Annotated in this window: 23 protein-coding genes; 9 read left to right on the top strand and 14 right to left on the bottom strand. The window is 70.5% G+C overall.

Features of this window, described 5'->3' with window-relative positions; all coding sequences use genetic code 11:
• Positions 1-44 precede the first annotated feature (44 nt).
• From LCN96_RS46575 to LCN96_RS46525, 11 genes are all read right to left on the bottom strand, one after another.
• Positions 45-1247, bottom strand: a complete 1203-nt coding sequence (locus LCN96_RS46575) for a DUF418 domain-containing protein (protein WP_225268811.1) — start codon at positions 1245-1247, stop codon at positions 45-47.
• A 42-nt stretch (positions 1248-1289) separates the two neighbouring features.
• Positions 1290-3839, bottom strand: coding sequence for a hypothetical protein (locus tag LCN96_RS46570; protein ID WP_225268810.1), 2550 nt, complete (start codon positions 3837-3839; stop codon positions 1290-1292).
• A 725-nt stretch (positions 3840-4564) separates the two neighbouring features.
• Positions 4565-5881, bottom strand: a complete 1317-nt coding sequence (locus LCN96_RS46565) for a lipopolysaccharide biosynthesis protein (protein WP_225268809.1) — start codon at positions 5879-5881, stop codon at positions 4565-4567.
• Entirely contained in the window at positions 5874-6677 is an 804-nt protein-coding gene (locus LCN96_RS46560) for a polysaccharide deacetylase family protein (protein WP_225268808.1), read from the bottom strand. The genes LCN96_RS46565 and LCN96_RS46560 overlap by 8 nt, the downstream gene beginning before the upstream one ends.
• Positions 6674-7615: a glycosyltransferase family 2 protein gene (locus tag LCN96_RS46555; RefSeq protein ID WP_225268807.1), complete on the bottom strand. Its 942-nt coding sequence runs from the start codon at positions 7613-7615 to the stop codon at positions 6674-6676. Before LCN96_RS46555 ends, LCN96_RS46560 begins: the two co-directional genes overlap by 4 nt.
• Positions 7616-7628: 13 nt before the next feature.
• Positions 7629-8405, bottom strand: a complete 777-nt coding sequence (locus LCN96_RS46550; protein ID WP_225276209.1) for a glycosyltransferase family 2 protein — start codon at positions 8403-8405, stop codon at positions 7629-7631.
• A 213-nt stretch (positions 8406-8618) separates the two neighbouring features.
• Positions 8619-9749, bottom strand: coding sequence for a GNAT family N-acetyltransferase (locus LCN96_RS46545; RefSeq protein WP_225268806.1), 1131 nt, complete (start codon positions 9747-9749; stop codon positions 8619-8621).
• Entirely contained in the window at positions 9746-10117 is a 372-nt protein-coding gene (locus tag LCN96_RS46540; protein ID WP_080045753.1) for a hypothetical protein, read from the bottom strand. Before LCN96_RS46540 ends, LCN96_RS46545 begins: the two co-directional genes overlap by 4 nt.
• A 272-nt stretch (positions 10118-10389) precedes the next feature.
• Positions 10390-11967: an RNA polymerase sigma factor gene (locus tag LCN96_RS46535; protein WP_225268805.1), complete on the bottom strand. Its 1578-nt coding sequence runs from the start codon at positions 11965-11967 to the stop codon at positions 10390-10392.
• Between the two features lie 144 nt (positions 11968-12111).
• The gene (locus LCN96_RS46530) at positions 12112-13794 is read right to left on the bottom strand and encodes a substrate-binding domain-containing protein (protein ID WP_225268804.1); all 1683 of its coding nucleotides are present in this window, start codon (positions 13792-13794) and stop codon (positions 12112-12114) included.
• Between the two features lie 260 nt (positions 13795-14054).
• On the bottom strand, positions 14055-14609 hold the full coding sequence (locus LCN96_RS46525) for a cation diffusion facilitator family transporter (RefSeq protein WP_225268803.1): 555 nt from the start codon (positions 14607-14609) through the stop codon (positions 14055-14057).
• Positions 14610-14843: 234 nt separating this feature from the next.
• Between LCN96_RS46525 and LCN96_RS46520 the strand changes: the two genes are divergently transcribed.
• The 4 genes from LCN96_RS46520 (at position 14844) to LCN96_RS46505 (ending at position 19244) form a co-directional block, all read left to right on the top strand.
• A complete protein-coding gene (locus LCN96_RS46520) occupies positions 14844-15614 on the top strand; it encodes a DUF4184 family protein (protein ID WP_225268802.1) in 771 nt (256 codons plus the stop codon).
• On the top strand, positions 15607-16446 hold the full coding sequence (locus LCN96_RS46515; protein WP_225268801.1) for a TrmH family RNA methyltransferase: 840 nt from the start codon (positions 15607-15609) through the stop codon (positions 16444-16446). The genes LCN96_RS46520 and LCN96_RS46515 overlap by 8 nt, the downstream gene beginning before the upstream one ends.
• A 76-nt stretch (positions 16447-16522) precedes the next feature.
• On the top strand, positions 16523-18919 hold the full coding sequence (locus LCN96_RS46510) for a tetratricopeptide repeat protein (protein ID WP_225268800.1): 2397 nt from the start codon (positions 16523-16525) through the stop codon (positions 18917-18919).
• A 79-nt stretch (positions 18920-18998) separates the two neighbouring features.
• Positions 18999-19244, top strand: coding sequence for a DUF4235 domain-containing protein (locus LCN96_RS46505; protein ID WP_225268799.1), 246 nt, complete (start codon positions 18999-19001; stop codon positions 19242-19244).
• A gap of 11 nt (positions 19245-19255) precedes the next feature.
• On the opposite strand, the gene LCN96_RS46500 is transcribed toward LCN96_RS46505, so the two are convergent.
• Both LCN96_RS46500 and LCN96_RS46495 read right to left on the bottom strand, forming a co-directional pair.
• Positions 19256-19552 carry a hypothetical protein gene (locus LCN96_RS46500; protein ID WP_225268798.1) on the bottom strand — a complete coding sequence of 99 codons (297 nt, stop codon included), beginning with the start codon at positions 19550-19552 and terminating at the stop codon, positions 19256-19258.
• Between the two features lie 114 nt (positions 19553-19666).
• Entirely contained in the window at positions 19667-20719 is a 1053-nt protein-coding gene (locus LCN96_RS46495) for a LacI family DNA-binding transcriptional regulator (RefSeq protein WP_225268797.1), read from the bottom strand.
• A gap of 74 nt (positions 20720-20793) precedes the next feature.
• On the opposite strand from LCN96_RS46495, the gene LCN96_RS46490 reads away from it, so the two are divergent.
• Positions 20794-20973 (top strand): hypothetical protein, encoded by a 180-nt coding sequence (locus LCN96_RS46490; protein WP_225268796.1) that lies wholly within the window; start codon positions 20794-20796, stop codon positions 20971-20973.
• A gap of 54 nt (positions 20974-21027) precedes the next feature.
• Positions 21028-21768 carry a hypothetical protein gene (locus LCN96_RS46485; RefSeq protein WP_225268795.1) on the top strand — a complete coding sequence of 247 codons (741 nt, stop codon included), beginning with the start codon at positions 21028-21030 and terminating at the stop codon, positions 21766-21768.
• A 129-nt stretch (positions 21769-21897) separates the two neighbouring features.
• Here LCN96_RS46485 and LCN96_RS46480 read toward each other — a convergent pair whose 3' ends face one another.
• Positions 21898-22716, bottom strand: a complete 819-nt coding sequence (locus LCN96_RS46480; protein WP_225268794.1) for a D-alanyl-D-alanine carboxypeptidase family protein — start codon at positions 22714-22716, stop codon at positions 21898-21900.
• A 128-nt stretch (positions 22717-22844) separates the two neighbouring features.
• Here LCN96_RS46480 and LCN96_RS46475 point away from each other — a divergent pair, with 128 nt between their 5' ends.
• The 3 genes from LCN96_RS46475 to LCN96_RS46465 all read left to right on the top strand — a co-directional run bounded on the left by LCN96_RS46475 (position 22845) and on the right by LCN96_RS46465 (position 26004).
• The gene (locus tag LCN96_RS46475; protein WP_225268793.1) at positions 22845-23051 is read left to right on the top strand and encodes a YegP family protein; all 207 of its coding nucleotides are present in this window, start codon (positions 22845-22847) and stop codon (positions 23049-23051) included.
• A 152-nt stretch (positions 23052-23203) separates the two neighbouring features.
• Positions 23204-23551 (top strand): VOC family protein, encoded by a 348-nt coding sequence (locus LCN96_RS46470; protein WP_225268792.1) that lies wholly within the window; start codon positions 23204-23206, stop codon positions 23549-23551.
• A gap of 62 nt (positions 23552-23613) precedes the next feature.
• The gene (locus LCN96_RS46465) at positions 23614-26004 is read left to right on the top strand and encodes an ATP-binding cassette domain-containing protein (RefSeq protein ID WP_225268791.1); all 2391 of its coding nucleotides are present in this window, start codon (positions 23614-23616) and stop codon (positions 26002-26004) included.
• Positions 26005-26010 lie beyond the last annotated feature (6 nt).

Below are 26010 nucleotides of genomic sequence, written 5' to 3'. Positions count from 1 at the left end.
CCTGCCCATTGTTCCGAGCCGCGCCGCCCGCCTCACGTGGGTTTTCACCGTCTCACGGAGGGCCTTCGCCAGTACGTCATGAACCGCAGCAGCCACTCCACCGGCCCGTACCGGTGCCCCTTGAGCCACCAGCGGCTGTAGGCGACCTGGAAGGCGAAGATGCCGATCGCGATCAGCACCTCCAGCGGCGGGCTGACCCGATCGACGAGCGCCAGGCCGTACCCGGTGAAGATGAGCGAGCAGATCAGCGACTGCGCCAGGTAGTTGGACAGCGCCATCCTGCCGGGCGCCGCCAGCGCCCGGGCCAGCCGCGGCACGTGCGGCAGCACCCGCAGGAACGTGGCCGCGTACGCCGCCGCCAGCAGCGGCGCCGTCACCAGGTCGACCGCCTCGCCCCAGAACTTGTGCACCGACCCGGCCCAGGCCGCCACCGTGTAGAAGAGCGCGCCGCCCAGCCCGACCGTGAACCCGATCCACTGCAGCCGGCGCAGCGTCGCCGTGTGGGCCGGCAGGTCGCGCAGCACGCCCAGCTTGCCCACCGCCAGCCCGATCAGGCACGCCGCCAGCACCGCGGGGCCCTGGAAGAAGACCCGCGCGACGATGATCAGCGACAGCTTCCTGAGGTGCTCGGAGACGATCTGCCAGAACATCCCGCCGAGCGCCGAGTTCGAGGCGGCGGCCTGCGCCTGGCCGTCGGCGACCCGGCCCGACAGGTCCAGGCCCGCGGTCGCCAGCAGCGCCAGCAGCACGAACGCCAGCGCCAGCAGCAGCGTCAGCACGACGGCCAGCGCGACCGCCGTCCTCGGCCGGACCCGGCGGAAGATCAGCAGGGCCAGCCCGACGGCCGCGTACGTGGTCAGGATGTCGCCGGGGAACAGCAGCACCGCGTGCGCCAGCCCGAGCAGCAACAGCCCCGCCAGCCGCCGCAGGAACATCGGCACGAACGGCCGCCCCTGCCGCGTGGCCGAGTCCACCTGCAGCGTGAAGCTGTAGCCGAACAGGAACGAGAACAGCAGGTAGAACTTGTTCTCCAGGAACAGCGTCACGAACCACCGCACGCCCCAGTCGAGGGACGAGTCGAACGCTGGCTCCGCCAGCCCGGCCATCCGGTAGCCGGAGGCCAGGAAGGCGATGTTCACGACGAGGATGCCCAGCAGCGAGAAACCCCGTAAGGCGTCCACGGAGGCGATCCTCGCTGCGGCGAGGCGTACGTCCGGCCTGGCGGGATGTGTCTCCTGTGCCCTCATCGGAGGACATCATCCCGCACAAGCTGAGTGTTTCCTGTGAATTCAGTTATTTTGCGCGATATAGATGAATCGCTCGATGATCACTGCCAGCGCCACCGCGAAGGCCGGGATGGCCAGGAACAACAGGCGTCTGCGGGCCTTCGGCGCCCGGTTCGGGCCGTTCAGCCGGATGATCTCGTACCCGAAGAGCGCGACCCACGTCACACCGAGCGCGCCGATGCCCACCGGCGTCCACGGCGAGGTGGGGTCACCGCGGCCCTTGTAGGGGTTCGGTTCGGGGATCTCGGTGCCCCGGACGAACGTCTTCCAGGTGTAGAGCGCCGCGTCGTCGTTGGAGAAGACCCGCTTCAGGTCGGGCGACTTGTCCAGCGCCGCCCGGAACCTCTCGCCCCAGTCGGCCGGATAGCCCTCGTTCAGCTGCAGGTAGCTGACCTGGCCGCGGCTCACCATCAGGTACGAGTTCCGCGACGCCTCCTTCAGCGCCTGCACGGCGTCGGTGACCTTCGCCGGATCCTTGTGCACCAGCGCCTGGAGGTTGAAGCTGACCTTCTCCACGTCCCGCTCGCCCCACGGCAGCGTCGGCGTGACCTCCGGCCCCAGCTTGGGCACCAGGTAGAGCACCCGGGCGCTGGGCTTGTCGTGGTCGTAGATGTAGTGCAGGGCGGCGACCTCGCCGGTGGTGACCCGCTCGAACTTCTCGTTGCCGTACCTGGCCAGCAGGAACGCGAACGCGAACATGACCGCGAAGCACGCCGCCAGCACGATCGAGATCCGCTTGGTCAGCTCGGGGTTGAAGCGCACGTTCCGCTTGCGCAGCGGCACGGTCTCCTCGCGCACGTCCGCGCTGTCGGACGGCAGGTTCGGGAAGAACGCGTACGCGGCCAGCAGGCAGGCGCCGGGCAGCGCGAACATGTAGATCCGCAGCCCGATCTCGCCGCCGTAGCTCTGCAGCCCCAGCGCCAGCACCGGCACGCACAGCAGGATCAGCGCCGAGCGGTCGAACACCCCGCGGCGCAACCGCCGGAAGATGCCCACCGCCGCGCAGGCCAGGATCACCGCGAGGATGCCCAGGCGGGCCTGCAGCACCATCGCGTGCGCGGGATCGGCGCCCTCGATGCGGTCGCCGGTGTTGCTCTGCAGGTTCTGCAGGATGTTGCCCAGACCGCCGAAGATCGTGTCGATCTGGCTGGCCCAGAAGCCGACCGTCATGTAGCTGATCCAGGCCAGCACGATCAGGCCGAGGAAGAACGGCAGCGCCCAGGTGAGCGTGGTCCGCTTGAAGATCAGGAACGCCGTCACCACGCCGAGCATCATGAACGGCGTGATCTGGTGCGAGGCCACCGACGCCACGAACAGCGCCACCATCATCATCAGCATGAGCAGCTTGTCGGCCCTGAACGTGCCGGTGTTGGCCAGCTCGCCCGGCGTCATCGCGTCCAGCTTGCCGATCAGCTTGCGCAGCCCCTTGGGCGGGATCGGCTTCGTGCGCGGCTCCACCCGTCCGAACCATCTCAGCAGGATCGCCACGAACGCCAGATACAGCGCGAACGTGAAGCCCTGCGGCGAGAAGTAGTCCTGCCCGATCCACTGCACCAGCACGAACAGCAGCGCCGCGAACCAGCGCGCCCGCGTGGTCGCCACCACCTGGCGCAGGATCAGCACGAACGGGAGCAGGTAGAGCAGGTTCGACAGCAGCGGCGTCCACTGCAGGATCGGCGTCAGGTCGGTGATCCCGGCGGCCTTCGTCACGAACGCGAACAACGCGAAGAAGCCCGGCCAGCCCATGCGGGCGTCGATGTTGATCGCCGTCTCGCCGGTCCTGCCGATGAACTCCACGAACCCCGCGTGGATGTACGCCGTGGGGAACCGCGGCTCCTCCGCCACCAGCGCGCCGGCGCCGTGCAGCGCGAACGTGATGGCGGCGATCTGGAACAGCAGCAGGAACTTGCGGTCGGTGCTCTGGGTGACCGTGATGAAGAACGACACGATCATGATCAGGATGGCGATGAACGCCGTGGTCGGCAGCGCCGAGATCAGGCCCAGGCCGTCGATGTCGGCCGGGTTCACGCCGCGCAGCGGGCCCGGGGGGACCTTGAGGGCGAGGACGTACATGATCAGGCCCTCGACCACGAGCAGCGCGGGGAGCCACGTGGGGGCGCTGGCCACCAGCGAGGCGATCCGGCCGGTACGCGGCTTGGCGGGGGCCCGCTGCGGCACCGGGCCGGGCTGCGCCTGCTGGGGCGCTTGCTGCGGTGCCTGCTGGGACGGCGCCTGCTGGGACGGCGCCTGCTGCGGTGCTTGCTGGGGCGCCTGCTGTTGTGCCTGCTGAGGTGCGGCCTGATGGAAGGCGGCCTGCTGGGGCTGCTCGGGCGCGGCCTGCGGGCCGGACGGGCCCTGCGGCGGCATGCCCGGCGCGGGGGAGGCGGGCGAAGGCGGCTGCACGAGATTCGCCAGCCCCTTCGAGCCTGCCACCGGCCGCGCCCCGGCACCGGGCCCTCCGGCACCAGGCGCGCCGACGGTGGGCGCGCCGGTGGTGGGCGTGCCGGAAGCGGGCGTGCCGGTGGCGGGTGCTCCAGTGGGATGCGTGCTCATGGGCTGCGTCCCGGCGCTGGCCTGCGCAGGCGTGCCCTTGGCAGGCGCGGCGGAGGCCGGGCGCCCTGCGGCGGGCTGCGGGCCACTACCGGGCTGGCCACCCGCGGCCGGCCTCGCGCCCGTGGCACCGGGCTCCGGCTTCGCGCCCGTGGCACCTGGCTCCGGTTTCGCGCCCGTGGGACCGGGCTCCGGCTTCGCGGGCACGGCACCTGGCTGGGCAGGCGCACCAGGCTTGGCGGATGCGGCACTCGGCGTCGCACCGCCCGTCCCCGCCTTACCGCCGGCAGTGCCCTGCCCGCCGACCGGCTGCGGCCCGTCGGCAGGCTGACGCCCGCTGACGGGCCGCGGCCCGCTCGCAGGCTGCGCACCTGAGGACGGCTGCGCGCCCGAAGCGGGCTGCACAGGCATGGACACCGTCCCGGCCGCCGACAGATCAGCAGCCTCCTCGGCCGTGGGCGGCTGCCCGATGTGCACGGGCCCGGGCAGCCGGACGGCCGTCGTCGCTTCCGCGTCCGGCACGGCCTTTCCCTCGCCGCCGGAGCCCTTCGGGGAGTCCTCGGCCGAGCCGGACTCCTCGCCCGGGGGCGGGAACGTCAGCTTGGGGATGACTCCCGTAGCTTCCGGATCGAAGGGCACCTCAGACTCCTCCTTGTCCCCACGCACGTCCGAGGAGCCGGTGACCCCCGATTGCATGCCATCGCCGTCCCGTTGCCTCACGTTGACCATCATGAAGCCCCGGACGACCCCTGGGTGACAGTCGGTCTACCGCTTTCGTCGAATTTGAGAATTTTACGTAGATTTCCGAAGATCAAAAGTGCGACAAGTACCTCGCTGAAGAGCAATCCGTACCCCACGGCGTTCACCCCGAAGTGAGGGAACAGTGCCACCGTGGACACCAGCACGAGCACCGCCAGCCCGATCTGGACGATCGCCAGCGTCCGCGCCCTGCTCCGCGCCCGCAGCGCGCTCAGGTACACCTCGATCAGCACCCGGGGCAGCACCGCCAGCGCCATCAGCCGCAGCAGCGTCGTGCCCTCCTCGGCGAACTCCGAGCCGAAGATGCGCAGGATCAGCGGCGCCCCGAGGATCGCCACCGCGATGATCGGGGTGACGATCATGAAGGCTCTCCGCAGAGCCCGGCGGCAGTTCGCCGCCAGCGCGTTGCGGTCGAAGGAGCCCTCGACGGTGAGCGAGACCGCCATGTTCATGGCCAGCAGCTCGATCATGCTCGCCAGGGTGTGCGCCATCGAGAAGCGCCCGAACGTGGCCTCGCCCACCTGCGTGGCGATCACCACGGGCACCAGGTAGACGATCGCCAGGATCGACAGCGTCCCGGGGAAGTCGCCCGCCAGGAACCGGCCGATCTCGCGCAGCCGGGGCGGCTCCTGCCCGGGGGCGGCCTGCTTGATGTGCCGGGGCACGACGACGCCGAAGATCAGCCAGTTGACCGGGATGAGGGCCAGCGCGGTCGGAATCACCCACGAGACGAAGATCCCGCCGGACGGCAGCGCCCCGGCCATGGCGACCAGGAGCCCCATCTTGACCAGGCCGAAGATCAGGTTGTTCAGCGGCACGAACGTGGCCTTGCGCAGGCCGGTCAGCACCACGTCCTGGAGCGTGAACACCGCCCACACCACCACGGACGCCAGGAAGAACAGGCCAGGCCCGAACCCGGCCAGCACCGAGTACGTCTGCCCCCACAGCGGCAGCGTCAGCAGGAACCCCACGGCCGCGACCCCGCCCGTGGCGGCGGCCAGGCCGTACCCGCGCAGGATCAGCTCGGGCGTGCGTCGGCCCGCCACCGGCAGGAACCGGGCCAGCGCGCCCACGAAGCCGAGCGCGATCAGCGACGCGAACAGCCGCATCGCGGTGATCACGGCCTGCCCGCGGCCGAACTCCTCGGCCGAGTAGAAGTGCGCGGCCAGCAGCCAGTAGCCCATGCCGAGCACGCCCGTGACCACGGTGTTGGCCATCAGCGCGTAGCCCTGCAGGAACAGCGGGTTACGCAGGTCGCGAAGGAGCTTTCCCCAGAGGCTAGACATTTCCGCGCACCCGCTGCAATCCGTACCTCGTCCTGCGGACGACCGCATACCCCTTGGTGAGGATGCGCTCGCGCATGTAGATGAGAGGTACGGCATTGCCTTCTACGGCGCGCTTGAACATGTTGATGGTCGTGCTCTTGCCGACCGTCAACCGGGGGATGGCGAGCATGTCATGACGATCGGCGGCGATCGTGTTACTCACGGCGCAAGCGGCGAAGTATCCGGCCTTGCGCACTTCTCGGCGGACCCGGGCGCTGGAGTACCCGTACGGGTAGGCCATGGTGGCGACCGGCATGCCGATCTTCTCCTCCAGCAGGCCCTTGTTCCTGCGCAGCTCCTGCCGCAGGTCCTCGGTGCGGAGCTGGTCGAGCTGGGGGTGGCTGTGGCTGTGGCCGCCGATCTCGACGCCGGTCTGGGCGGCCTCGCGGGCCTGCCCCCACGACAGCATGTCGTCGAGGGGCCGGCCCGCGGCGTCCTTGCCGGCGTCGGACACCCAGCCGCTGGTCAGGAAGACCGTGGCGGGGAAGTTGTGGCGTTCCAGCAGCGGCAGCGCCCGGCTGTGGAAGTCGGCGTAGCCGTCGTCGAACGTCACGACGATCGGCTTGTCCGGCAGCGACAACCCGTTGTTCTTGTTGAACCTGGCCACCAGGTCACCCAGCGTGAGCGGCGTGAAGCCGCTCTCGGCCAGGTAGGCGAGCTGCTCCTCCAGGTCGGAGGGGCGAACCGCGTGCGGCTTGGTCTCGTCGTTGGGCGAGTCGGTGACCGAGTGGTACATCAGGATCGGTACGCGGATCATGACCGTGCCACCTTCAGCCGTACGGAACCCACGACGTATCCCCAGGTCGTCCAGGCCAGCCCGACGACGATCGCGGCCGCCCTGCCGAGCCCGCCCACGTCGCCGCGCAGGGCCTCACCGACCCCGCGCAGCGCACCGAGCGGCAGCGTCTTCATCGCGTGCGCGCGCTCGCTGGACAGCCCGTCCTGGGTGCCGACCTCCCGCGTCACCAGGGCCTTCGACAGCCCCTCCGCGTAGCACCTGGACCTGAAGTAGGCGAACCGCTCGCGCTGCCTGGACACCTTGTGCCCGATCACCGCGCGCGGCTCGAACAGCATCACCGAGCCCGGCTTGCGCTGGCTCAGCCTGATGCAGAACTCGGTCTCCTCGCACCCGAGCGGGCGCGACTTGCGTCCCTGCACGCTGCGGCCGATGCCGCTGTGGAAGCCGCCCACCTCGGAGACGGCCTCACGCAGGAAGGCGGCGTTGCCGCCCATGACGTTGCGGATCGGCGCCCTGACCGCGGGCATGCCGCGGTAGGTGCAGCCGACCGTCCAGTCGAACTCGTACGGGAACCAGCCGGGCCGCCGCCCCGACGCCCAGATGGGGTCGGTACGGCCGCCCACGCCGACGACACCGGTTTCCTGGAAGCCCTCCTCCAAAGCCTCCAGCCAGCCGGGATCGGCGACCGCGTCGTCGTCGAGAAAGGCGACGATCTCACCGTTGGCCGTGGCCACCCCGGTGTTCTTGCCACCGGACAACCCCTGCTCGTGCGTGTTCTCCACCACGATGGCCTGCGGGTACTCGTGCTTGAGCTTGAGGTGCAGGTCGGGGTTGTGGTCGACCACCAGGATCAGCTCGTGTGCCGGGCGCGTCTGGTTCTCGACCGACTCGACTGCCTGCCTGATGTCCTCCCACCGCTCCTCGGTGTAGACGCAGATGACAACAGACGTGTTCACAACGATCCCTTTTTTATGCGACGCCTCGGTCAGCGGCGGGAGTGGCGGCGGGCTCAGGCTGAGAGGGGGTGGGCTGGCGACGCCACTCCTTCAGGATGGTCTTGAGCACGCGGAAGCCATCTCGTACGACGTGCAGGTTGCTTTCGCCGTGGATGCGGTTGCGCTCGTGGCTGGGCACCTCGTGCACCTTCAGCCCGGCCTTGGCCGCGCGCACGTTCATCAGCGTCTCCACCTCGAAGCCGTCGCAGTCGAGGTCGAGCACATCAAGGTGGCGCGCCCAGAAGGCGTTGTAGCCGTAGCAGAGGTCGGTGTACTGGGTGCGGTACATCACGTTCACGATGCCGGTCAGCACCTTGTTGCCAAGACGCCGGTTCAGCGTCAGGTCGTCACTGCCGCCCCCGGCGGCGTAGCGCGAACCCTTGACGAAGTCGGCACCGGTCACCAGCGCGCCCACGAAGTTGATGATCTCGCGGCCGTCGGTCGAGCCGTCGGCGTCGATCATCACGATGATGTCGCTGGTGCAAGCGGCGAAACCGGCGGACAGGGCGTCACCCTTGCCCTTGCCCGTCTGCGTCACCACTTTGACGTTCGGCCGCAGCCGCTTGGCCACGGCCACCGTGTCATCGACGGAGTTGCCGTCGACGAGCACGATCTCATCAACCCACTGCGGGATGGTGGCAAAGACGTGCGGCAGGTTCTCCGCCTCGTTCATCGCCGGCACGACCACGCTGACCGTCGGGGAGATGGCCAGGTGCGGGGTGACCGGCGTGAAGCTCGAAGGCGGCGGCATCGACCGGAGGGGCGAGGAGTGAACCTTGCCGTTGTGCTTGGTTATCTCGGGACTCATGGCGAGGGAAATCCTTCCGGGACCCCGCGTTGCGGGCCGGACGGAACCACCCCCGGGTGCTGCGGGAACGGCGAAGCCGGCGAACGGTGCATTGCAGGGTCCTGTGTGGAGTGTGAGGGTGTTGGTGCTGGTGCCGGGGGGTGTTGCCGGGGTCGCTCAGCGCGCTCCCGTGGGTTCCTGAGTTACTGCGTTGGATGGCTCCTGACGTTGCATCGAGGTGCGCACCCGACCGAAGCCCTTCAGGACACGATCGGCCGCCTTATAGAGAGACGGTCGGTCCATGACAATTGTTCGGGCCTTGTTGAAAGGAGTTCGGCCCATCCAGTGAACGGCCGCCGAGGCGGACGGACGCGAGACGCGGCCTTCGGCGACGTACAGGACCCCGCTCTTGAGCCAGTCCTTGTACTCCTTGCCGCCCTTGCCCATGTCGACCATGTGCAGACCCGCGTTCGCGGCGGCCTCGGCCATCTGGAGGTGGTGGACGATGCCCGGCGAGTAGCGGGCGTACTCGGTGTCGTAGGCGGGGAACCACCCTACAAGCGTGGTCGCCGTACGAAGGCCGAAATGCCCTGCTACCGGTACGTCACCGGCATAAAGCATGGTCAGGACACCCGCGAAGTCCGATGAGTTCTCGGCATGCATCATGTCCGTCAATTCGACGATCCACGGTTGTGCGAACCTGTCCACCCGGCCAGTCCTCTGGTACTGGTCGGACTTCCAGGCGAGCAGGGTGCGCAGCACCTCGGGGTCGGCCGAGGCCCACTCCAGGCGCAGCTCGCCCTGCTCCCGCCCCATCTTGCGTTCCTTGTAGCGGACGGTCTTGAGGTTCTTGGGGGAGTTGGCCTTGACCTGCTCGACCCAGGCCTCGAAGCCCGAGGTGAAGTCCATGACCGGCGCCGGCCTGACGTCGGCCTCGTACGCCGCGAAGGTCGGCTGCCCCGCCACCAGGTGGTCGAAGTCGAAGACGCTCAGCTTGCAGGCCCGCAGCAGCGCCTTGGCGTCGAGCTCCAGGTCCGGGACCGCGATCAGACCGTGACACGTGGTCAGGAACCCGCCGAGCGGCTTGCCGATGCCGAAGCTGTGCCGCTCGTACGGGAAGAACCCCTTGACGCCGCCCCCGTCGGAGATGACCGCCACCCTCACGTAGTCGCGCAAGCGGTCCATCGCCACGGCGAACTCGACGGACAGGAACGGGTTGTCCAGACTGCGGTCGGCCTTCTGCAGCTCCCGCCATCGGGCCCGCTCGGAGTCCCCGAGCTCTCCCGGCCGAACTACCTGGATGTTCACCTTGCCCTGGCCCCCTGTTCGGTCTGCATGCTCTTCCCCCGGTACAACACGCGAAGCACGTACATGAACCCGCCGAGCACGGCCACCGTCGCGACGCCGGCTCGGGGCGACCACGCGTTGAAGAGCAGCATGGCCTCGGCGAGGAGCACGTTGAGTACGAGGCTCGCCGCGGCTCCTACGGATAGGGCGGCGAGGGGGTCACGATCACGCAACAGTCCCACCACTGCCGCTCCTGGCACGACCAAGAGGAACAAGGAGATCAGGAACGGGCGCAGCGGTGTCTCGATATCGAACAGCGCGATGACCGCTCCCGCTATGCAGGCGAGCGCGACCAGCCAGGCCAGCGCTCTGCGGTGCTGCTTGAGCATCTCCTGTCTCTCTCCTGCTCTTGCTGGTTGTAGCGCGCGATTGATCGCAGTTCATGGGACCAATCCACGCTATGACACGTCAATGCCGACGCTTGGCACCGCGCTCTGGTTTACCGGCACGCAGAAGTTTCTCGTGTGACCTTCGACACACGGTCAAGTAATCGTCATGCACAGGCGCGGTCCCCAAGCACACCAGAATGCCCTATGTAGCCTAGGGTTCACGAGTCAGGGTCCGATTTATGCATATTTGTCGTGTTAAAACTGTGGACTTACTATGAGTCCGCACTCGGCTGCTCCACGGAACCGCGGGGCGACGTGGTGGCCACTCCGGCGGTCGGCGACTCGCTCGGCTCGCCGGTCGCCGTCGGGTCGTCGGTCGGCGGCTCGGGGTCGTCGTCGCCCTGCCAGGACAGCGAGCACGTCGCGGTGCCGCCGTTCGAGGTGAAGGTGACGCGGCCGCTGCCGGCGGCGTTCGGCTCGGCCACCGTGACGAGCACCGTGACGGAGGCGCCCGCCCTGACCGACCCGCTCGCCGGGTGCACGTCCAGGCCCTGCGAGGCCGTCGCCACCCAGGAGACTGCGGCGTGGCGGGCGCCGAGCCCGATCCTGGCCACCCCGACGATCGTCTGCGGGCAGGAGGTCCGCAGCCTGGCGGCGGGCACGGGCCTGCGCCGCGAGGTCGTGGGCGCGGCGGCCTGCCTGCTGCTCCTGCGCGGCGCCGCCGCCGGCGGCGTGATCCGGGGGGACGGGGTACGGCTCGCGCTCGGCGTCGGCGTGGGCGTGGGCGTCGCCTCCGGCTCGTCCTCCTCGATCACCGGCTCCGGGGCCGGGCTCTCCTCGGCCGGGGCCGCCGGTGAGGGGATCGGCCGCAGCGTGGTCGTCCCCGAGGTGCCGACGCCGTTCATCACCACCACCGCGCCCGTCGCGGCCAGCAGGCACGCGCCCGCCAGCACGAGCGGCGCCAGCCTGCGCGGCCGGCGGCGGCGCGCGCCGCGATCGGCGGGCACCGGGAACCCCGCCCGGTCGAAGCTGTCACCCCGATCGGTGATCAGCACGCGGGTCTCGTCCAGCTCGGGCCGGACGCACGTGTCGATCACCCGGCGGCGCAGCGAGATCGGCGGATGGGCCACCGGGGTCATGTCCAGCAGCTTCGCCGCCGAGACCTGACGGTGCCTGCCCTCGGTGCACACCTCGCAGCCGCTGATGTGCCCCGACAGGCGGCGGCGCAGCAGCGGGGTGAGCGGGCCCTCCCAGGAGTCCAGCATCGCCGACAGGTCGGGACAGTGCGCCCGGCCCGTCCTGGCCAGCACCACGGCCGCGGCGGCGTTCTCCAGATGGTCGCGGGCCCGGCCGAGCCTGGCGGCCGACTGCCGGGAGGTCAGCCCGAGCACCGCGCCGACCTCCGAGGGGGTCAGGCCGTGGCGCACCGACAGCGTCAGCACCTCGCGCTGGGCCTTGCTCAGCTCACCCAGCGCCTCGTGGACCAGGCCGGTCAGCTCGCGGTCGCCGTGCTCGCCCGGCTCGGGCAGCTCGGGCAGGGGCATGCCGCCGGACGGGGTGCCGGAGCGGCGGGCCATCCTGGCGCGTACCTGGAACCTGGTGAGCGCGTAGAGCCAGGCCCGCAGCCGGCCGGGCTCCCTGAGCCGGGCCACGCAGCCCTGGGCGGTGACCAGCGCGTCGTGCACGGAGTCCGCCGTCACGTCGTACCGGCCGGACAGGGTGAAGGCGTAGTCGTGCAGGCGTTCCGCGTAGGAGTCGTAGAGCGTGGCGGGAGCGGCGCTCTCCGCGCGGCGCAGAGCCTCGACCAGCTCCTGATCGCCCGCGCGATCGACGGTCGGCCATCCAGGCACGGATTTCCCTCCCCGCAGGTAGGACGCTCAGACAAGCCCCACGCGGAGAGGACGCCGCCTCGATCGGCCAGGTTCGCCCGCCATGCCCAACGAGCATGGCGGGTCTGCTGACTCGGCCGTCTGCTGACTCGGCCGTCTGCTGACTCAGCCGTCGCAGTTCGGCATGCACAGGCGGCGTTCCATGCCCTGGAGGAAGAAGTCGCGGACCTGGAGGATGTCCTCGGCGATGTACGCCTCGCCGCCCGTGGCCTTGGCCACGGCCTCCATCTGCGCCCTGCCCTTCTTGGCGTCCGGGCCGAACGCGATGAGCAGGATGGTGAGCGGCCGCTTCGGGTTGTAGGTCTTCTTCAGGAACTGCAGGAGCTCGGCGTTCTTCACGCCGCCGTCCGGGTCGTCGTTGCCGGCGCCGTCGGTGAGGATCAGGAGGGTGTTGACCTTGTCCTCCTGGAACGTCCTGGTCAGCTCCGTGTAGGCCGCCTTGATCGTGTCGTTGAGCCCGGTGTCGCCGGTGGACTTGGCCTGGAGCTGCGCGAACGTCCTGACGAGCTGCTCCTTGCGGGTCGCCCCGTCGATCGTCTCGCTGAGCGGCCCGACCGAGACGAGCTCCTTCCAGTCCTTGCCCTGGCCGTCCAGGTGGGTGGAGAACGACCACAGCCCCATCTCCGAGCCGGCGGGGAAGAGCGCCAGGCCCTCGGTGGCGATCCGGTTGATGGCCTGCATGCGGGTCATGCTCGTGCCGGGGACGGGCAGCGCCATCGTGCCCGAGACGTCGAGCAGGGTGAGCAGGCGGGTGCCGAGGTTCAGCCGGGTCCAGGTCTGCACCATGCGGGCCACGGTCGCGCCGTCCGGCGGGTCCAGCGCCGCCGGGGTCTCGGCGGTGAAGCCCTTGTCCTCCGACAGGGCGTCGCCCGCCTTGCCGTCGGTGCCGCGGAAGCCGGCGTCACGCAGGATCTTCTTGGCGGACTCGGTGGTCAGGTCCTGCTTGAAGTCCGCCGCCGCCTTCAGCGTGTCGGGGTCCTTGGTCAGGATCGTGACCGGGTAGTCGAGGCTGAGCGTGCCCTCCTTGGGATAGAGGGCGACCACCGGCGACTCGGGCTTCTTGGTGTTGTGCGCGTAGATGGCCTGCTCGGAGGTGACGCCCACCGGCACCCTGCTGCCCGACTTGACGGTGAGGCTGGCCAGCAGCGCGGTGGAGTCGGACGCGAGCTGGCCCGACAGCTCCTTCAGCGCGCCCACCAGCGCCTTGTCCTGCTTGGCAGCCCTGGCCGTGCCCGCCGCGGCGAGCAGGGCCGCCAGGCCCGCGGAGTTCTTCTGCGGGTCGAGGGCGAGCACCCGGACCTTCCTGCCGGGGCCGTCCACGTTGGCCACGTTCGCCGCCGAGATCATGGAGACCCAGCTCGGCTGCAACGTGCCGGACAGCTTCGAGGCGGCCGACTTCGCCGCCGCCAGCACCACGGGAGAGGTCGCGATCGACCCGTCCACCTGGGGGATCGCGTCGCCGTTGCCGGTGCTGCGGATGCTCTCCATGAGCAGGCTGGAGTCGGCCACCCAGAAGTCGGCCGTGGCCTTGCCCGCCGCCAGCGCGTTCGCCGTCCTGGCCGCGGCCTCCTTGGCCACCGTCACCTCGACGCACTTGCTGTCGATCGAGTGCAGCGCCTTGTTGTAGTTACCGGCGATCTTGTTGAGCGCCGGCTGGATGTCGGGCGTGGCCACGACCCGCAGCGCCAGCTTGCCGCCGGAGCAGTCGTGATCCCGGTTGAAGATCACGAAAGCCGCGACGCCGAGGAGCACGGCCAGGGCGACGGCTCCCGCCAGCGGTACGAGCACTCGCCCCCGGCCGCGTCTGGCTCGCCTGCGCGGTGCTGGTGGTTCGTTGGCCCTGTATCCGCCGTCGAGATCGTCTGTGCGGTGTCGCCCCACGATGTCCTCTTAGGTGTTCTCGTGACCTTCCGGAGACCCTAGCGGGAGATGCTCCGCAATACTTCGGGAACGATACTCGGTGCGGTCTCTGTGGCAAAACAGCCCTTTTGGTGCGACGATTACCCAGTGTGGTGATATCTGCTGGAGAGCGTGACCGTGATCTCGTGTCAATGACAGCAGGTGTGGCCGCGCCAGGCGCGCCTGCCCTCCCGTACGGCGACGACCGCGAGCAGCACCGCCACCAGCGGGTCCACCCACCACCAGCCCACGGTGGCGAGCCACAGCCCGGCCAGCACCCCCGCCGCCATGGCCGCGCAGATCAGGTTCTGCGTGCCCTCGCCCGAGGTGGCCGCCGACGCCAGCCGCGCCCCGAGCCGCCGCTTGGCGATGCCCAGCACCGGCATGCTGACCAGGCTGACCGTGGTCACCACGATCCCCAGCACGCTCGGCGCCGCCCGCAGGCCCGCGTCCAGGTCGTGCGCGACGTGGATGACGAGATAGGGCGCCAGCAGCCAGAAGCTCACCGCCACCGCCTTCCTGGCGGTGCTCTCGGCGCTCGGCGACAACGTGCGCGCCCCGGTGAACCGCCACACCACGATCAGGCTGGCCGCCGCCTCCACGAACGCCGACAGCCCCCACCCGATGAGCGCCACCGAGTGTGCCGCCAGCCCCGCGGCCAGGCCGAGCGTGCTCTCCACGCCCAGCCAGACCAGCGTCGCCACGGAGAGCGAACGAGCGGCGCGCGCGGCACGCAACCATTCGGCTGACGCGGCCGGATGCTCCTGAATTCGCTGATCAGGCACCATGAACCCCCGAACTCCCGGCTTATCCGGCCGTCGACAGCGATACGTACCGTACCCACTACCGCCCGTGACCTGGTAGGACGCCGGCAAAGCAAGGTCAAATTCCGGTCGCATAATGATCAGCGGGGGCCTGTTCACGAGGGGGAGACGCCGGTGCCGTTCACGCCCAGTCATGTCGCTGCCGTGCTGCCGATGATCGGCTCGGCGCGGCTGCGCAGGTACCTCGACCCGTGGGCGCTCGCGCTCGGCGCCATGGTGCCCGACCTGCCGGTGTTCCTGCCGTTCATGCCCGACTACACCGACACGCACTCCTGGATCGGCGTCCTGACGATCGACCCGCTCGCGGTCCTGATCCTGCTGCCGATCTTCCACGCCGTCCTGCGCGACCCCCTGATCGCCCTGCTCCCGCCCGGGCTGGCGGGCCGCGCCGCGCTCCTCGTACCCGACCGGCTGCGCCTCCTGCCGATGGCGGCCGGGGCCGTCGCCGGCGCCGCCACCCACGTCCTGTGGGACTCCTTCACCCACTCCACCGGCCCCGTCGAGTGGGGCGCGTGGCTGTCGGTGTCCGTCTTCGGGGTGATCAGGCTCTTCCGCCTCCTGCAGTACGTCTCCTCCGCGATCGGCCTGGCCGTGGTGGTGTGGTGGGGGTGGCGCGGGCTGTCCCGCATGCCCGCGGCGCCCGTACCGGACCGGCTGCGCCTGACACCCCGCGCCCGCTGGACCACGCTGGCCGCCTCCGGCGCCGGCATCCTGGCGGGCGCCCTCTGCTGGCCCGTCATCGACGAGCCGAACCCCGCCTTCGGCGTCGCCGCCGTGATCACCAAGACGGGCGCGGGCACGGTGATCGGCCTGGCCGCCGTCCTGCTCTGCTACGCCGTGGTCTGGCAGGTCAGGCGGCGCATGGCAGTATCGGAAGGTGCTTGAGTACGTCACCGACGCCGACGACCCCCGCCTGTCCGACTACACCCGGCTCAGGGACGTCGAGCTGCGCAAGAGCCTCGAAGCCGAGCGCGGCCTCTTCCTGGCCGAGGGCGAGAAGGTCATCCGCCGGGCCATCGGCGCCGGCTACCCCGTCCGCTCGGTCCTGACCACCCGCCGCTGGCTCGCCCCGCTGGAGGACGTCCTCGGCGACGCGACCGTCTACGTCGTCAGCGACGAGATCATGTCGGGCATCGCGGGCTTCCAGGTGCACAGGGGAGCGCTGGCCTCGATGGAGCGCCTGCCGCTGCCCGCCATGGACTCCCTCCTGAAGGGCGCCGCCGGCCGCCTCCTCGTCCTGGAGGACCTGGTCGACCACAGCAACGTGGGGGCGATCTTCCGGTCCGCCGCCGCGCTGGGGGTGGACGCGATCATCCTGTCACCCCGCTGCGCCGACCCGCTGTACCGGCGGGCGGTGAAGGTGTCGATGGGGGCGGTCTTCTCCATCCCGTACGCGCGGATGGACGACTGGTTCCAGGGGCTGGCCAGGCTGCGCGAGGCGGGCTTCCAGACCCTCGCCCTGACCCCGGCCCAGGACGCCGTCCCCATCGAGGAGGTGGCCACGGCCGACCGGGTCGCCCTGTTGCTGGGCGCGGAGGGCGACGGGCTCTCCTCCCACTGGCTGGCCGAGGCCGACCAGGCGGTCTGCATCCCGATGAGCGCGGCGGCGATGGCCGCAGGCGTGGACTCGCTGAACGTGGTCGCGGCGGCGGCCATCGCCTGCCACGGGCTGATGCGGGCGAGCCACGTTCCGGCGGGCCAGGGAAGGACTTGCTGACAGAACGGTTCCGTTGCCACGGCCGTGGCGTGGGGGAGAATCAACGCGAGCGCCCGCGTCGAGAGGCGGCGACCGCATGAGGAATGCCTCCAGGCAGGCCGGCGGCTGGGTTCTGGTCATTCTCGCCGTGTCCCTCGCGGGCCTGGCGGCCGTGCTGAAGGTGCCGGTGGGCGTGACCGGTGCCGTGGTGGCGGCGGTCGCGGTGGCCAACGGGGTCCTGGCCGCCGTGGGCACCAAGAGGATCGAGCAGCGCGCCGACGGCGTACGGACCAGGCGGGAGCTGCTCCGGGCCGGCAGACGTGGCCGCCTCCCCCTCGTCCGGCACCTGGACGACCCGGTGACCTTCGGGGTGCACCCGGCAGCTCCCGCGTCCGACGGGAAGCGGTCGCCCCCTGCCTACGTCCGGCGCGACGTGGACGAACGGGTCGAGCACGCACTCACCTGCGATCGATACGTCCTGCTGGTCGGGGAGTCGACAGCGGGCAAGTCCCGGCTCGCCCTCGAGGTCGTCCGCCGCGTGCTGCCCCGCTGCCGGCTGGTCCAGCCGACGAGCCCCGCCGGCGCGCGGGTGGCGGTCGACACGGTGGTCGCGGCCTCCGGCAGCGTGCTGTGGCTCGACGACCTGGAGCGCTTCCTGGGCCAGGGCGGGCTGACCGGGCAGGACGTGCAGCGCATGCTGGAGGCTCCAGGCAGGCCGCGCCACATCGTGGCCACGATGCGGTCAGAGGAATACCGGAAGTTCTTCTCGGCGGCGAGCGACGTGGTCGCCGCCGATACGGCCCGCCAGGGCAGGGACGTGCTCCGGCTGGCCACGCGAGTCGACGTGAACCGGCTGTGGTCGCAGGAGGAGCTGGCCCGCGCCCGTGACCACGTGGCGGACGCCCGGATGGCGACGGCCGTCGCGCAGGCCGGGAGGTTCGGCGTCGCGGAGTTCCTCGCGGCCGGGCCGCAGTTGCTGAGCCAGTGGCACGACGCCTGGGCTCCCGGGGCGAACCCGCGCGGGGCGGCGCTGGTTCTGGCGGCTGTGGATGCCCGGCGGGCGGGGGTGCACAGAGGTGTGCCGGCGGCCGTTCTCGTCGCGATGCATGAGGCTTACCTGGACAGGCGAGGTGGGCTCCTGCTGCGGCCGGAGAGCCTCGACAACGCCTTCGCCTGGGCGGGCGCGCCGCTCCACGCCACCAGCAGCCTGCTGCTTCCGGAGGCCGGCGGTGAGTGTCACCTGGCGTTCGACTATCTGATCGATGCGGTGCCGAAGGATCCGATTCCGGGGGCGGCGTTGCGGGCGCTGCTCTGCGTGGCGAGCCCTCAGGAGGCTGTGGCGTTGGGCGAGGCGGCGCAAAGTTGGCAGAAGCAGGCCATCGCGAGGCAGGCCTATCACATGGCGCTCGACGCCGGGGAGATCAGTGCGCTCGCACCGGCCGTTTACCTGCTGGAAGAGCTCGAAGGGAAAGCGGCGGCGGCGGAACTGTCCAGGACGGTGATGCGACGTGTCGCTCGTGGGTCGGCTGACTGGTTCGAAGCCCGCAGGATCATCGCCTGGCAGAGGGGCGAGAACGGTGATGCCGCCGGAGCCTGTGCTGCGTTGGACCGGCTCGCCGGCCAGGCGAGGCATGCACTGGGCGCCGGCCACAAGACGACGGTGCGCATCATGACCGACACCGTGTGGTGGATCTTCTACCGGGGCGACGCCGCAGCCGCGGTCAGCCGCGGTACCGCGTTGGCGGAGGAGTTCAGTCTCGCCCTGGGAGAGGACGACGAACGAACCATCCGCGTCCAGGAAGCGGTGGCCACGATGACGGCCGACCATGATCCCCCCGCCGGCGCGGAAGCGGCCACCGCACTGCTCGACAGGGTATTCGCGCTCCGCGGAACGACCGATCCCGTCAGCTTGCAACTCAGGCAGCAGTGCGCGTGGCTCTTGAAGAAGGCCGGACGCCATGGCGAGGCCCTTACCCTGTGGTCCCAGAGCGTCGAGGCATTCGCCGCGATGGACGGCCCGCTACACATCAGAACGCTCTCTGCCAGGTGCGGTCGCGCGGACGCCCTGGGACACCTGGGCCGACACGCGGATGCGGTCAGAGAGTATCAAGAGGTCATGGACCATCTGGCCGGTCTCGCCGACCCGGGCCTCTTCACCATGGATCAGGTCGTCACAGCCAGAGGGCTCGCCTCATGGACAGGCTGCGCGGGTGATCCCGAGGCCGCAGTCGCCATGCTCGAGGAACTCGCGGGGAAGACCGCATCCAGCTTGGGGGAGTCGGACGTCTACCGGCTCGGCATCCTGGCGCGCCTCGCGCACTGGATCGGCGAAGCAGGCGCGCCCGAAGAGGCAGTTCGGCGATTGGCCTCGATCGCTGAGACTCCATGCCTGGACCCGTTCTTGGCGAGACGCATCCGTGACGGCCGGGCGTACTGGAGGGATCGGGTCGCCGGGCTGGACGTGAGCTCCGAGTCACCTCTGCGCTGGCCCTAGACGGCAATGGCCGCCGCGGCAGGTGTCAACCCGTCGGTACAGGGCACGGGCACACACCACGTCACGGTAAGGAGATGCCATGCAACCCGTAGAGAAAGCCACGTCACTGGGGATGGGCCTGCTGGGCGGCGTGCTGGCGTCCGCTCTGTTCAAGCGGGCCTGGAAGTTCGCGTCAGGTCAGGACGACGCCCCGGACGCCGACGACCTCGAACGCGGCTGGACCGAGGTGCTGGTCGCGGCGGCCCTGCAAGGGGCGATCTTCGGACTGGTCAAGGCCGCCGTGCACCGCACCGGCGCGCAGACCTTCCGGCGTCGCGGCCACTGATGCCCGAGGGCTCACGGCTGGTCGTCCGTGAGCCAGTCGGGCAGGCTGTCGAAGTCGTGGACCACCGGCCTCCAGACCACGGCGGCGTCGTCGCCGTTGCTCCTGATGTGCTGCTCCAAGCTGGGGACCTGCTCGTCCGTCGTGATGAGCGTGAGCTGCCAGACAGGCTCATCGCGGTGGATCGGCTGGTCCGGGGCCTCTGCGATGTCGATCGACGTGGCCAGGCCCGCGAGCAGGATGCCGTGCGCGAGCTCGGCCGCTCTCTCGTGGCTCCCGATCGTCATGCGGACCTCGAAGAATTCCGCCATGAGGTGTCCTTAGGGGAGGGGTGTGGACCTCACCCTACCTGCGGAAACGAGGGAGAGGCCGGATTTCGCGGGGAATTCCCTGGTTAGTTCGTGTCGCGAAGATAGGCGCGCAGGTCACGGCCGAGGGGGAGGGGCGGTGGAGGTGCGGACGACCAGCTCGTACGGGAACAGCAGCCGCTCCGGGGGAGCCGTGCCGCCCGACAGGAGCAGCCGGCCCGCCGCCGCGCCCATCTCCTGCTTGGCCTGGCGGATCGTGGTGAGCCCCGCCTCCTCGGCCGCGCTGTCGGAGAAGCCGACGACCGACAGCTCCTCGGGCACCTTGAGCCCCAGGTCGGCGGCGGCGTCGAGGATGCCGAGGGCCAGCACGTCGGTGTTGGTGAGTATCGCGGTGGGCCGCGGGTCGCGGCCGAGCAGGGCGTGGCCGGCCCGCCGCCCCGCCTCGCGCGAGTTGCGCGCCACCTCGTAGAACGGCACCCCCGCCCAGTCGAGGCCGGCCTCCTCGCAGGCCTGCTGGTAGCCCTGGCGCCGCGCCCGCATGGCCGCGAACGGCGCCGCCCGCTGCCGCTGCGGGTCGGCCCAGCCGGTGTGACCGTCGTCGTGCAGCCCCACCATGGCCACCCCCAGGCGCCGGTGGCCGAGCTCCAGCACGTGGCGCGCCGCCGCCGCGCCCGCCGCCGGCTCGTCGATGCCGAGGAACGGGTGGCCCGGCACGTACGGCTCGTCCACCACCACGACCGGCAGCTTCCTGGCCAGCACCTCCGCCAGCGCCGGATGCCCGTCGGGCAGCGACATGACGCAGAACGCGTCCACCACGGCGTCCCTGACCGTGTCGCTGCGCCGGTCGCCGTGCGGCAGGGGCAGGATGAGCAGGCCCACGCCCGCGTCCTCGGCCGCGGTGGCCAGCCCCTGGAAGAAGCCGATCGCGTACGGGTCGGCGAACGCGTACGCCAGCGTCTCGCTGAAGAGCAGCCCGAGCGCCCCCGCGCGGCCGAGCCGGAGCGAGCGGGCGGTCGGGTTGGGGCCGGCGTAGCCGAGCTCGTCGGCGACCTCCAGGATGCGCCGCCGGAGGCCGTCGCTGAGCTGGTCGGGGCGGGAGAAGGCGTAGGACACGGTGGCTCTGGAGACGCCGAGGCGGTCGGCGATCGTCTGCAGCGTGACCTTGGCCATGGGGCCACCGTATCGAAGAGGCTTGCCGCATCCTTCTTAATTGATTAAGCTCTTAATTGATTAAGGAGGATCGGATGGATGCCATGCAAGTCCTCGCCCACCAGACCGCAATGGGGCATCGGGGGTCGCTCGGCGAAGCGCTGCCCGGGGCGCCGCGGCGTCCGGAGCGGCCGGCCGCGCGGGTTCGCGTGCGGCTGGCGTACTCGCTCAGGTGGACGGCCGACCGGCTGGATCCGGTGTGCCGCCCGCTGTGATGATGCAGAATGTGAGCGATCGGTTACAGAATCGCGTGCAGTAGCGGGGGCTCCATGAACGTGGTCTGGATCATCGGACTGGTCACCGCGGCGGGGACGCTGGGGCCGGTGCCGTCCGATGCGGGGCCGCTCGGCCCGTGGGCGTTCGGCGCCGGGGCGCTGGGTTCTGGCGCGCTGGGTTCAGGTGCGCCGGGTTCTGGCGCGCTGGGTGCCGGGGCGCTGGGTGCCGGGGCGCTGGGTGCCGGGGCGCTGGGCTCGTCCGGGGTGGCGGGGCCGGAGGGCTTCGGTGTCCGGCCGTTCAGCCCGGACGCCTTCGGCGCGCGGGCGGCGGAGAAGGGCGCGTTGAGTTGCGCGGTCGCGACTCCGGCCGCGCGGCCGCTGGTGTTCGAGCCGAAGCTGGGGCTCACGCCGCGGCGGGTCGCGGCGCGCGGGCATCTGGAGCTCACCGGGTGCACCTCGCCCGACGGCACGGCCGCGCTCCTGCGCTCGGGGTGGGGGAGCGTGAAGGCCACCGCTCAGGCGTCGTGCACCAGCGCCCGTCAGGTGCGGGGCAGCGCCGTGATCACCTGGTTCGGGGCGAACGGGCGGCCCGTCGGCACCTCACGGCTGCGGGTCAGGGCCGATCGGCTGGTGGCCCGGCGGCCGGCCGACACGCTGCTGACCGGCACCGTCGCGGCGGGGTGGCTGGCCGGCAAGCCGGTCAAGGGCGGCATCACCCCCGCCATGGGCCTGCTCGGCTGCGCCACCCAGGGCATGGCCACCCTGCCTGGCAGCGGCCGCATCGTGTTCGGCTGACGGCGCGACGGCCGCACCGTTCTCGGCTGACGGCGCGGCGATCGCGCGAGCGGGCGGGGTGAGCCGAGGCCGATCAGTCGAGGCCGATCAGCCGAGGGCGGTCAGCCGAGGGCGGTCAGCCGAGGGCGGTCAGCCGAGACCGATCTGCTCGCCCGCGTAGTCCAGCAGCTTCTCCGCCGTCGAGAAGCGGCGCTCGTTCCCGTCGTCCAGCAGCACGCCCACGACCTGGAGCCCGTTGCGCTCGCCGGCGAACAGCAGGCAGTAACCGGCCGCGTTCGTGTAACCGGTCTTCACGCCGAGCACCCCGTCGGCCCGCGTGAGCAGCTTGTTCGTGTTGCGCCAGGTGTGCGCCCGGTGCACCTTGGTCTTGGTCACCTTGTGCGCCTGGCTGCCGACCACGGTCGTGAAGACGGTGCTGCGCAGCGCGAGCCCGGCCAGCTTGGCCTGGTCGACGGCCGTGGAGTAGCCGCCGTTGGCCGGGGTGGGCATGCCGTCGGCGTTCGTGTAGTGGGTGTCGGTGAGGCCGAGGGAGCGGGCCGTGCGGTTCATCTTGGCGACGAAGGCCGTCTTGCCGGGCCCGTAGTGGCGGGCCAGGGCGTTGGCCGCGTCGGCGCCCGACGGCAGCATGAGCGCGTACAGCAGGTCCCGGGTGGTGAAGCGCTCACCCTTGCGCAGGCCCGCCGTAGCGGCGCCGTTCTTGGCGGCGTACTTGACGTCGGTCGCGGTGATCGTGATCGTGTCGGTCAGGTTGCCCTCGCGGAGCACCACGTACGCAGTCATGATCTTGACGAGGCTGGCCACCGGCACCCGCTTCGTCTCCCGCTTGCCGACGTGCACCGTTCCAGCGGAGTCGATGACGTATGCCGCCTTGGCCCCCACGGTCGGCTCGTCGGCGGCCATGGCGGGGGAGGAGGCCCCGACGACCAAGGCGATCACGACAGAGCCCATCAAACGCCCAATACGCATGGACATCATGTTGACAGAGCCGGACGCGCCGTTTGCCGGAATAGGCCGCGAGCCGTCCTCAGATGGGGGTAAATCATTGATAGATCCGATATGGCGGGGGAGCGGCGGCCATGGCAGGAAGATTCATCATCAGCGAGGACGGCCAGGGCGGCTACCGTTTCGCGCTGGTCGCGAACAACGGGCAGACGCTGGCGACCGGCGAGGGTTTCCCGAACAAGGTGGCGTGCGTGAACGGCATCGAGACCGTACGCAGGAACGCCCCCGACGCCCCCATCGACGACCGGAGCGGCGCGGGAACCCCGGCGGAGACGGGCTGACCCCGGCCCCTCCCGCGCCGGGCGAACCGATCAGGAATCGAGAAGCGTCGCTCACGGCATCCCGCCTAACCTGCAGATACACCGTTCTTCGGGCATTCCCGGCCCGATGACGCACCCGGGTCGCGACGACCCCCGACTGCAGGAGCAGACCCATGACCACCCAGGGCATCAAGACCGTGCTGCACCCCGTCTCCGACCTCGCGGCGGCCAAGGCCGTCTACACCGCGCTGCTCGGCTTCGCACCTCAGACCGATGAGTCCTACTATGTCGGGTTCGAGGCCGAGGGTCAGCACATCGGGCTGGTCCCCGGCGGTGCGGAGCAGGGCATGACGGGGCCCGTGGCGTACTGGCAGGTGGACGACATCGAGGCGAAGCTGGCCGAGGTCACCGCCGCCGGCGGCACGGTCCAGGACAAGCCCCGCGACGTGGGCGGCGGCCGGCTGGTGGCCACCTTCACCGACCCCGACGGCAACGTCCTCGGCGTGCTCCAGGACGCCTGAGCACCGACGGAGACCGTGAGAGCGGCCCCGCCCCACAGCCGGGCCTGACGGATGGAGACACGATGAGCAGGGATACGACCACGAACACGCAGCCTGCCGAGCCGCACGTTGCCGACAGCCACGGCTTGATCCGCGTGCACGGCGCGCGCGAGAACAACCTCAAGGACGTCAGCATCGAGATCCCGAAGCGCAGGCTGACCGTGTTCACCGGCGTGTCCGGCTCGGGCAAGAGCTCGCTGGTGTTCAACACGATCGCCGCGGAGTCGCAGCGGATGATCAACGAGACCTACAGCGCCTTCGTGCAGGGTTTCATGCCGACGCTGGCCAGGCCCGACGTGGACGTGCTCGACGGGCTGACCACCGCGATCATCGTCGACCAGCAGCGGATGGGCTCCGACCCCCGCTCCACGGTCGGCACCGCCACCGACGCCAACGCGATGCTGCGCATCCTGTTCAGCAGGCTCGGGCAGCCGCACATCGGCTCGCCGAACGCGTTCTCCTTCAACGTCCCCACGGTGCGGGCGAGCGGCGCCATCACCGTCGAGCGCGGCGCCAAGAAGGCGGAGCGGGCGACGTACACACGCCTGGGCGGCATGTGCCCGCGCTGCGAGGGCCGCGGCACGGTCTCCGACATCGACCTCACCCAGCTCTACGACGACTCCAAGTCGATCGCTGAGGGCGCGTTCACCATCCCCGGCTGGAAGTCGGACAGCTGGTGGACGGTACGCACCTACGCCGCCTCCGGCTTCCTGGACCCGAACAAGCCCATCCGCGACTTCACCGAGCAGGAGATGCGGGACTTCCTCTACCGGGAGGCGATCAAGGTCAAGGTCGAGGGGTCCACGCTCACCTACGAGGGGCTGATCCCGAGGATCCAGAAGTCGTTCCTGTCCAAGGACCGCGAGGCGATGCAGCCGCACATCCGCGAGTTCGTGGACCGGGCGGTGACCTTCACCACCTGCCCCGAGTGCGACGGCACCCGGCTCAGCGAGGCGGCGCGGTCGTCGCGGATCGCCGGCGTCAACATCGCCGACGCCTGCGCGATGCAGATCACCGACCTGGTCGACTGGATCAGAGGGCTGGACGAGCCGTCGGTGAAGCCACTGCTGACCGCGCTGCTGCGGACGCTCGAGTCGTTCGTGGAGATCGGGCTGGGCTACCTGTCGCTCGACCGGCCGGCCGGCACGCTGTCGGGCGGCGAGGCCCAGCGCACCAAGATGATCCGGCACCTCGGCTCCTCGCTCACCGACGTCACCTACGTCTTCGACGAGCCCACCGCGGGCCTGCACCCTCACGACATCCAGCGCATGAACAACCTGCTGCTGCGCCTGCGGGACAAGGGCAACACGGTGCTCGTCGTGGAGCACAAGCCGGAGGTGATCGCGATCGCCGACCACGTCGTCGACCTCGGCCCCGGCGCCGGTTCGGCAGGCGGCACCGTCTGCTTCGAGGGCACCGTGGCGGACCTGCGGGCCGCCGGCACCATCACCGGCCGCCACCTCGACGACCGGGCCGCGCTCAAGCAGACGGTCCGCGAGCCCACGGGCAAGCTGGAGATCCGCGGCGCGACGACGCACAACCTCAAGAACGTGGACGTGGACCTCCCGCTCGGGGTGCTCACCGTCATCACGGGTGTCGCGGGCTCCGGCAAGAGCTCGCTCGTGCACGGCTCCATCCCCGCCGGCGCGGGCGTGGTGTCGGTGGACCAGAGCCCGATCAAGGGCTCCCGGCGCAGCAACCCGGCGACGTACACGGGGCTGCTGGAGCCGATCCGCAAGGCGTTCGCCAAGGCCAACGGCGTGAAGCCGGCGCTGTTCAGCGCCAACTCCGAGGGCGCCTGCCCCGGCTGCAACGGCGCCGGCGTCGTCTACACCGACCTGGGCGTCATGGCCGGCGTCTCCAGCACCTGCGAGGAGTGCGAGGGCAAGCGGTTCCAGGCCGCGGTGCTGGACTACCGGCTCGGCGGGCGCGACATCAGCGAGGTGCTCGCGATGTCGGTGAACGAGGCCGAGGAGTTCTTCGGCGCGGGCGAGGCACGCACGCCGGCCGCGCACGCCGTCCTCGAACGGCTCGCCGACGTCGGGCTCGGCTACCTCACGATCGGGCAGCCGCTCACCACGCTGTCGGGCGGCGAGCGGCAGCGGCTCAAGCTGGCCACCCACATGGCGGAGAAGGGCGGGATCTACGTCCTGGACGAGCCGACCAACGGGCTGCACCTCGCCGACGTCGAGCAGTTGCTCGGGCTGCTGGACCGGCTGGTGGACGCGGGCAAGTCGGTCATCGTGATCGAGCACCACCAGGCGGTCATGGCGCACGCCGACTGGATCATCGACCTGGGCCCAGGGGCCGGTCACGACGGCGGGCGGGTCGTCTTCGAAGGCACCCCTGCCGACCTCGTCGCCGCCCGCTCCACGCTCACGGGCGAGCACCTGGCGGACTACGTCGGCGCCTGACGGCCT

It is taken from the genome of Nonomuraea gerenzanensis, assembly GCF_020215645.1.
Lineage (GTDB): Bacteria > Actinomycetota > Actinomycetes > Streptosporangiales > Streptosporangiaceae > Nonomuraea > Nonomuraea gerenzanensis.
Note: the sequence above shows the minus strand (reverse complement) of the source record. Positions and strands in the feature narration are given on the sequence as shown.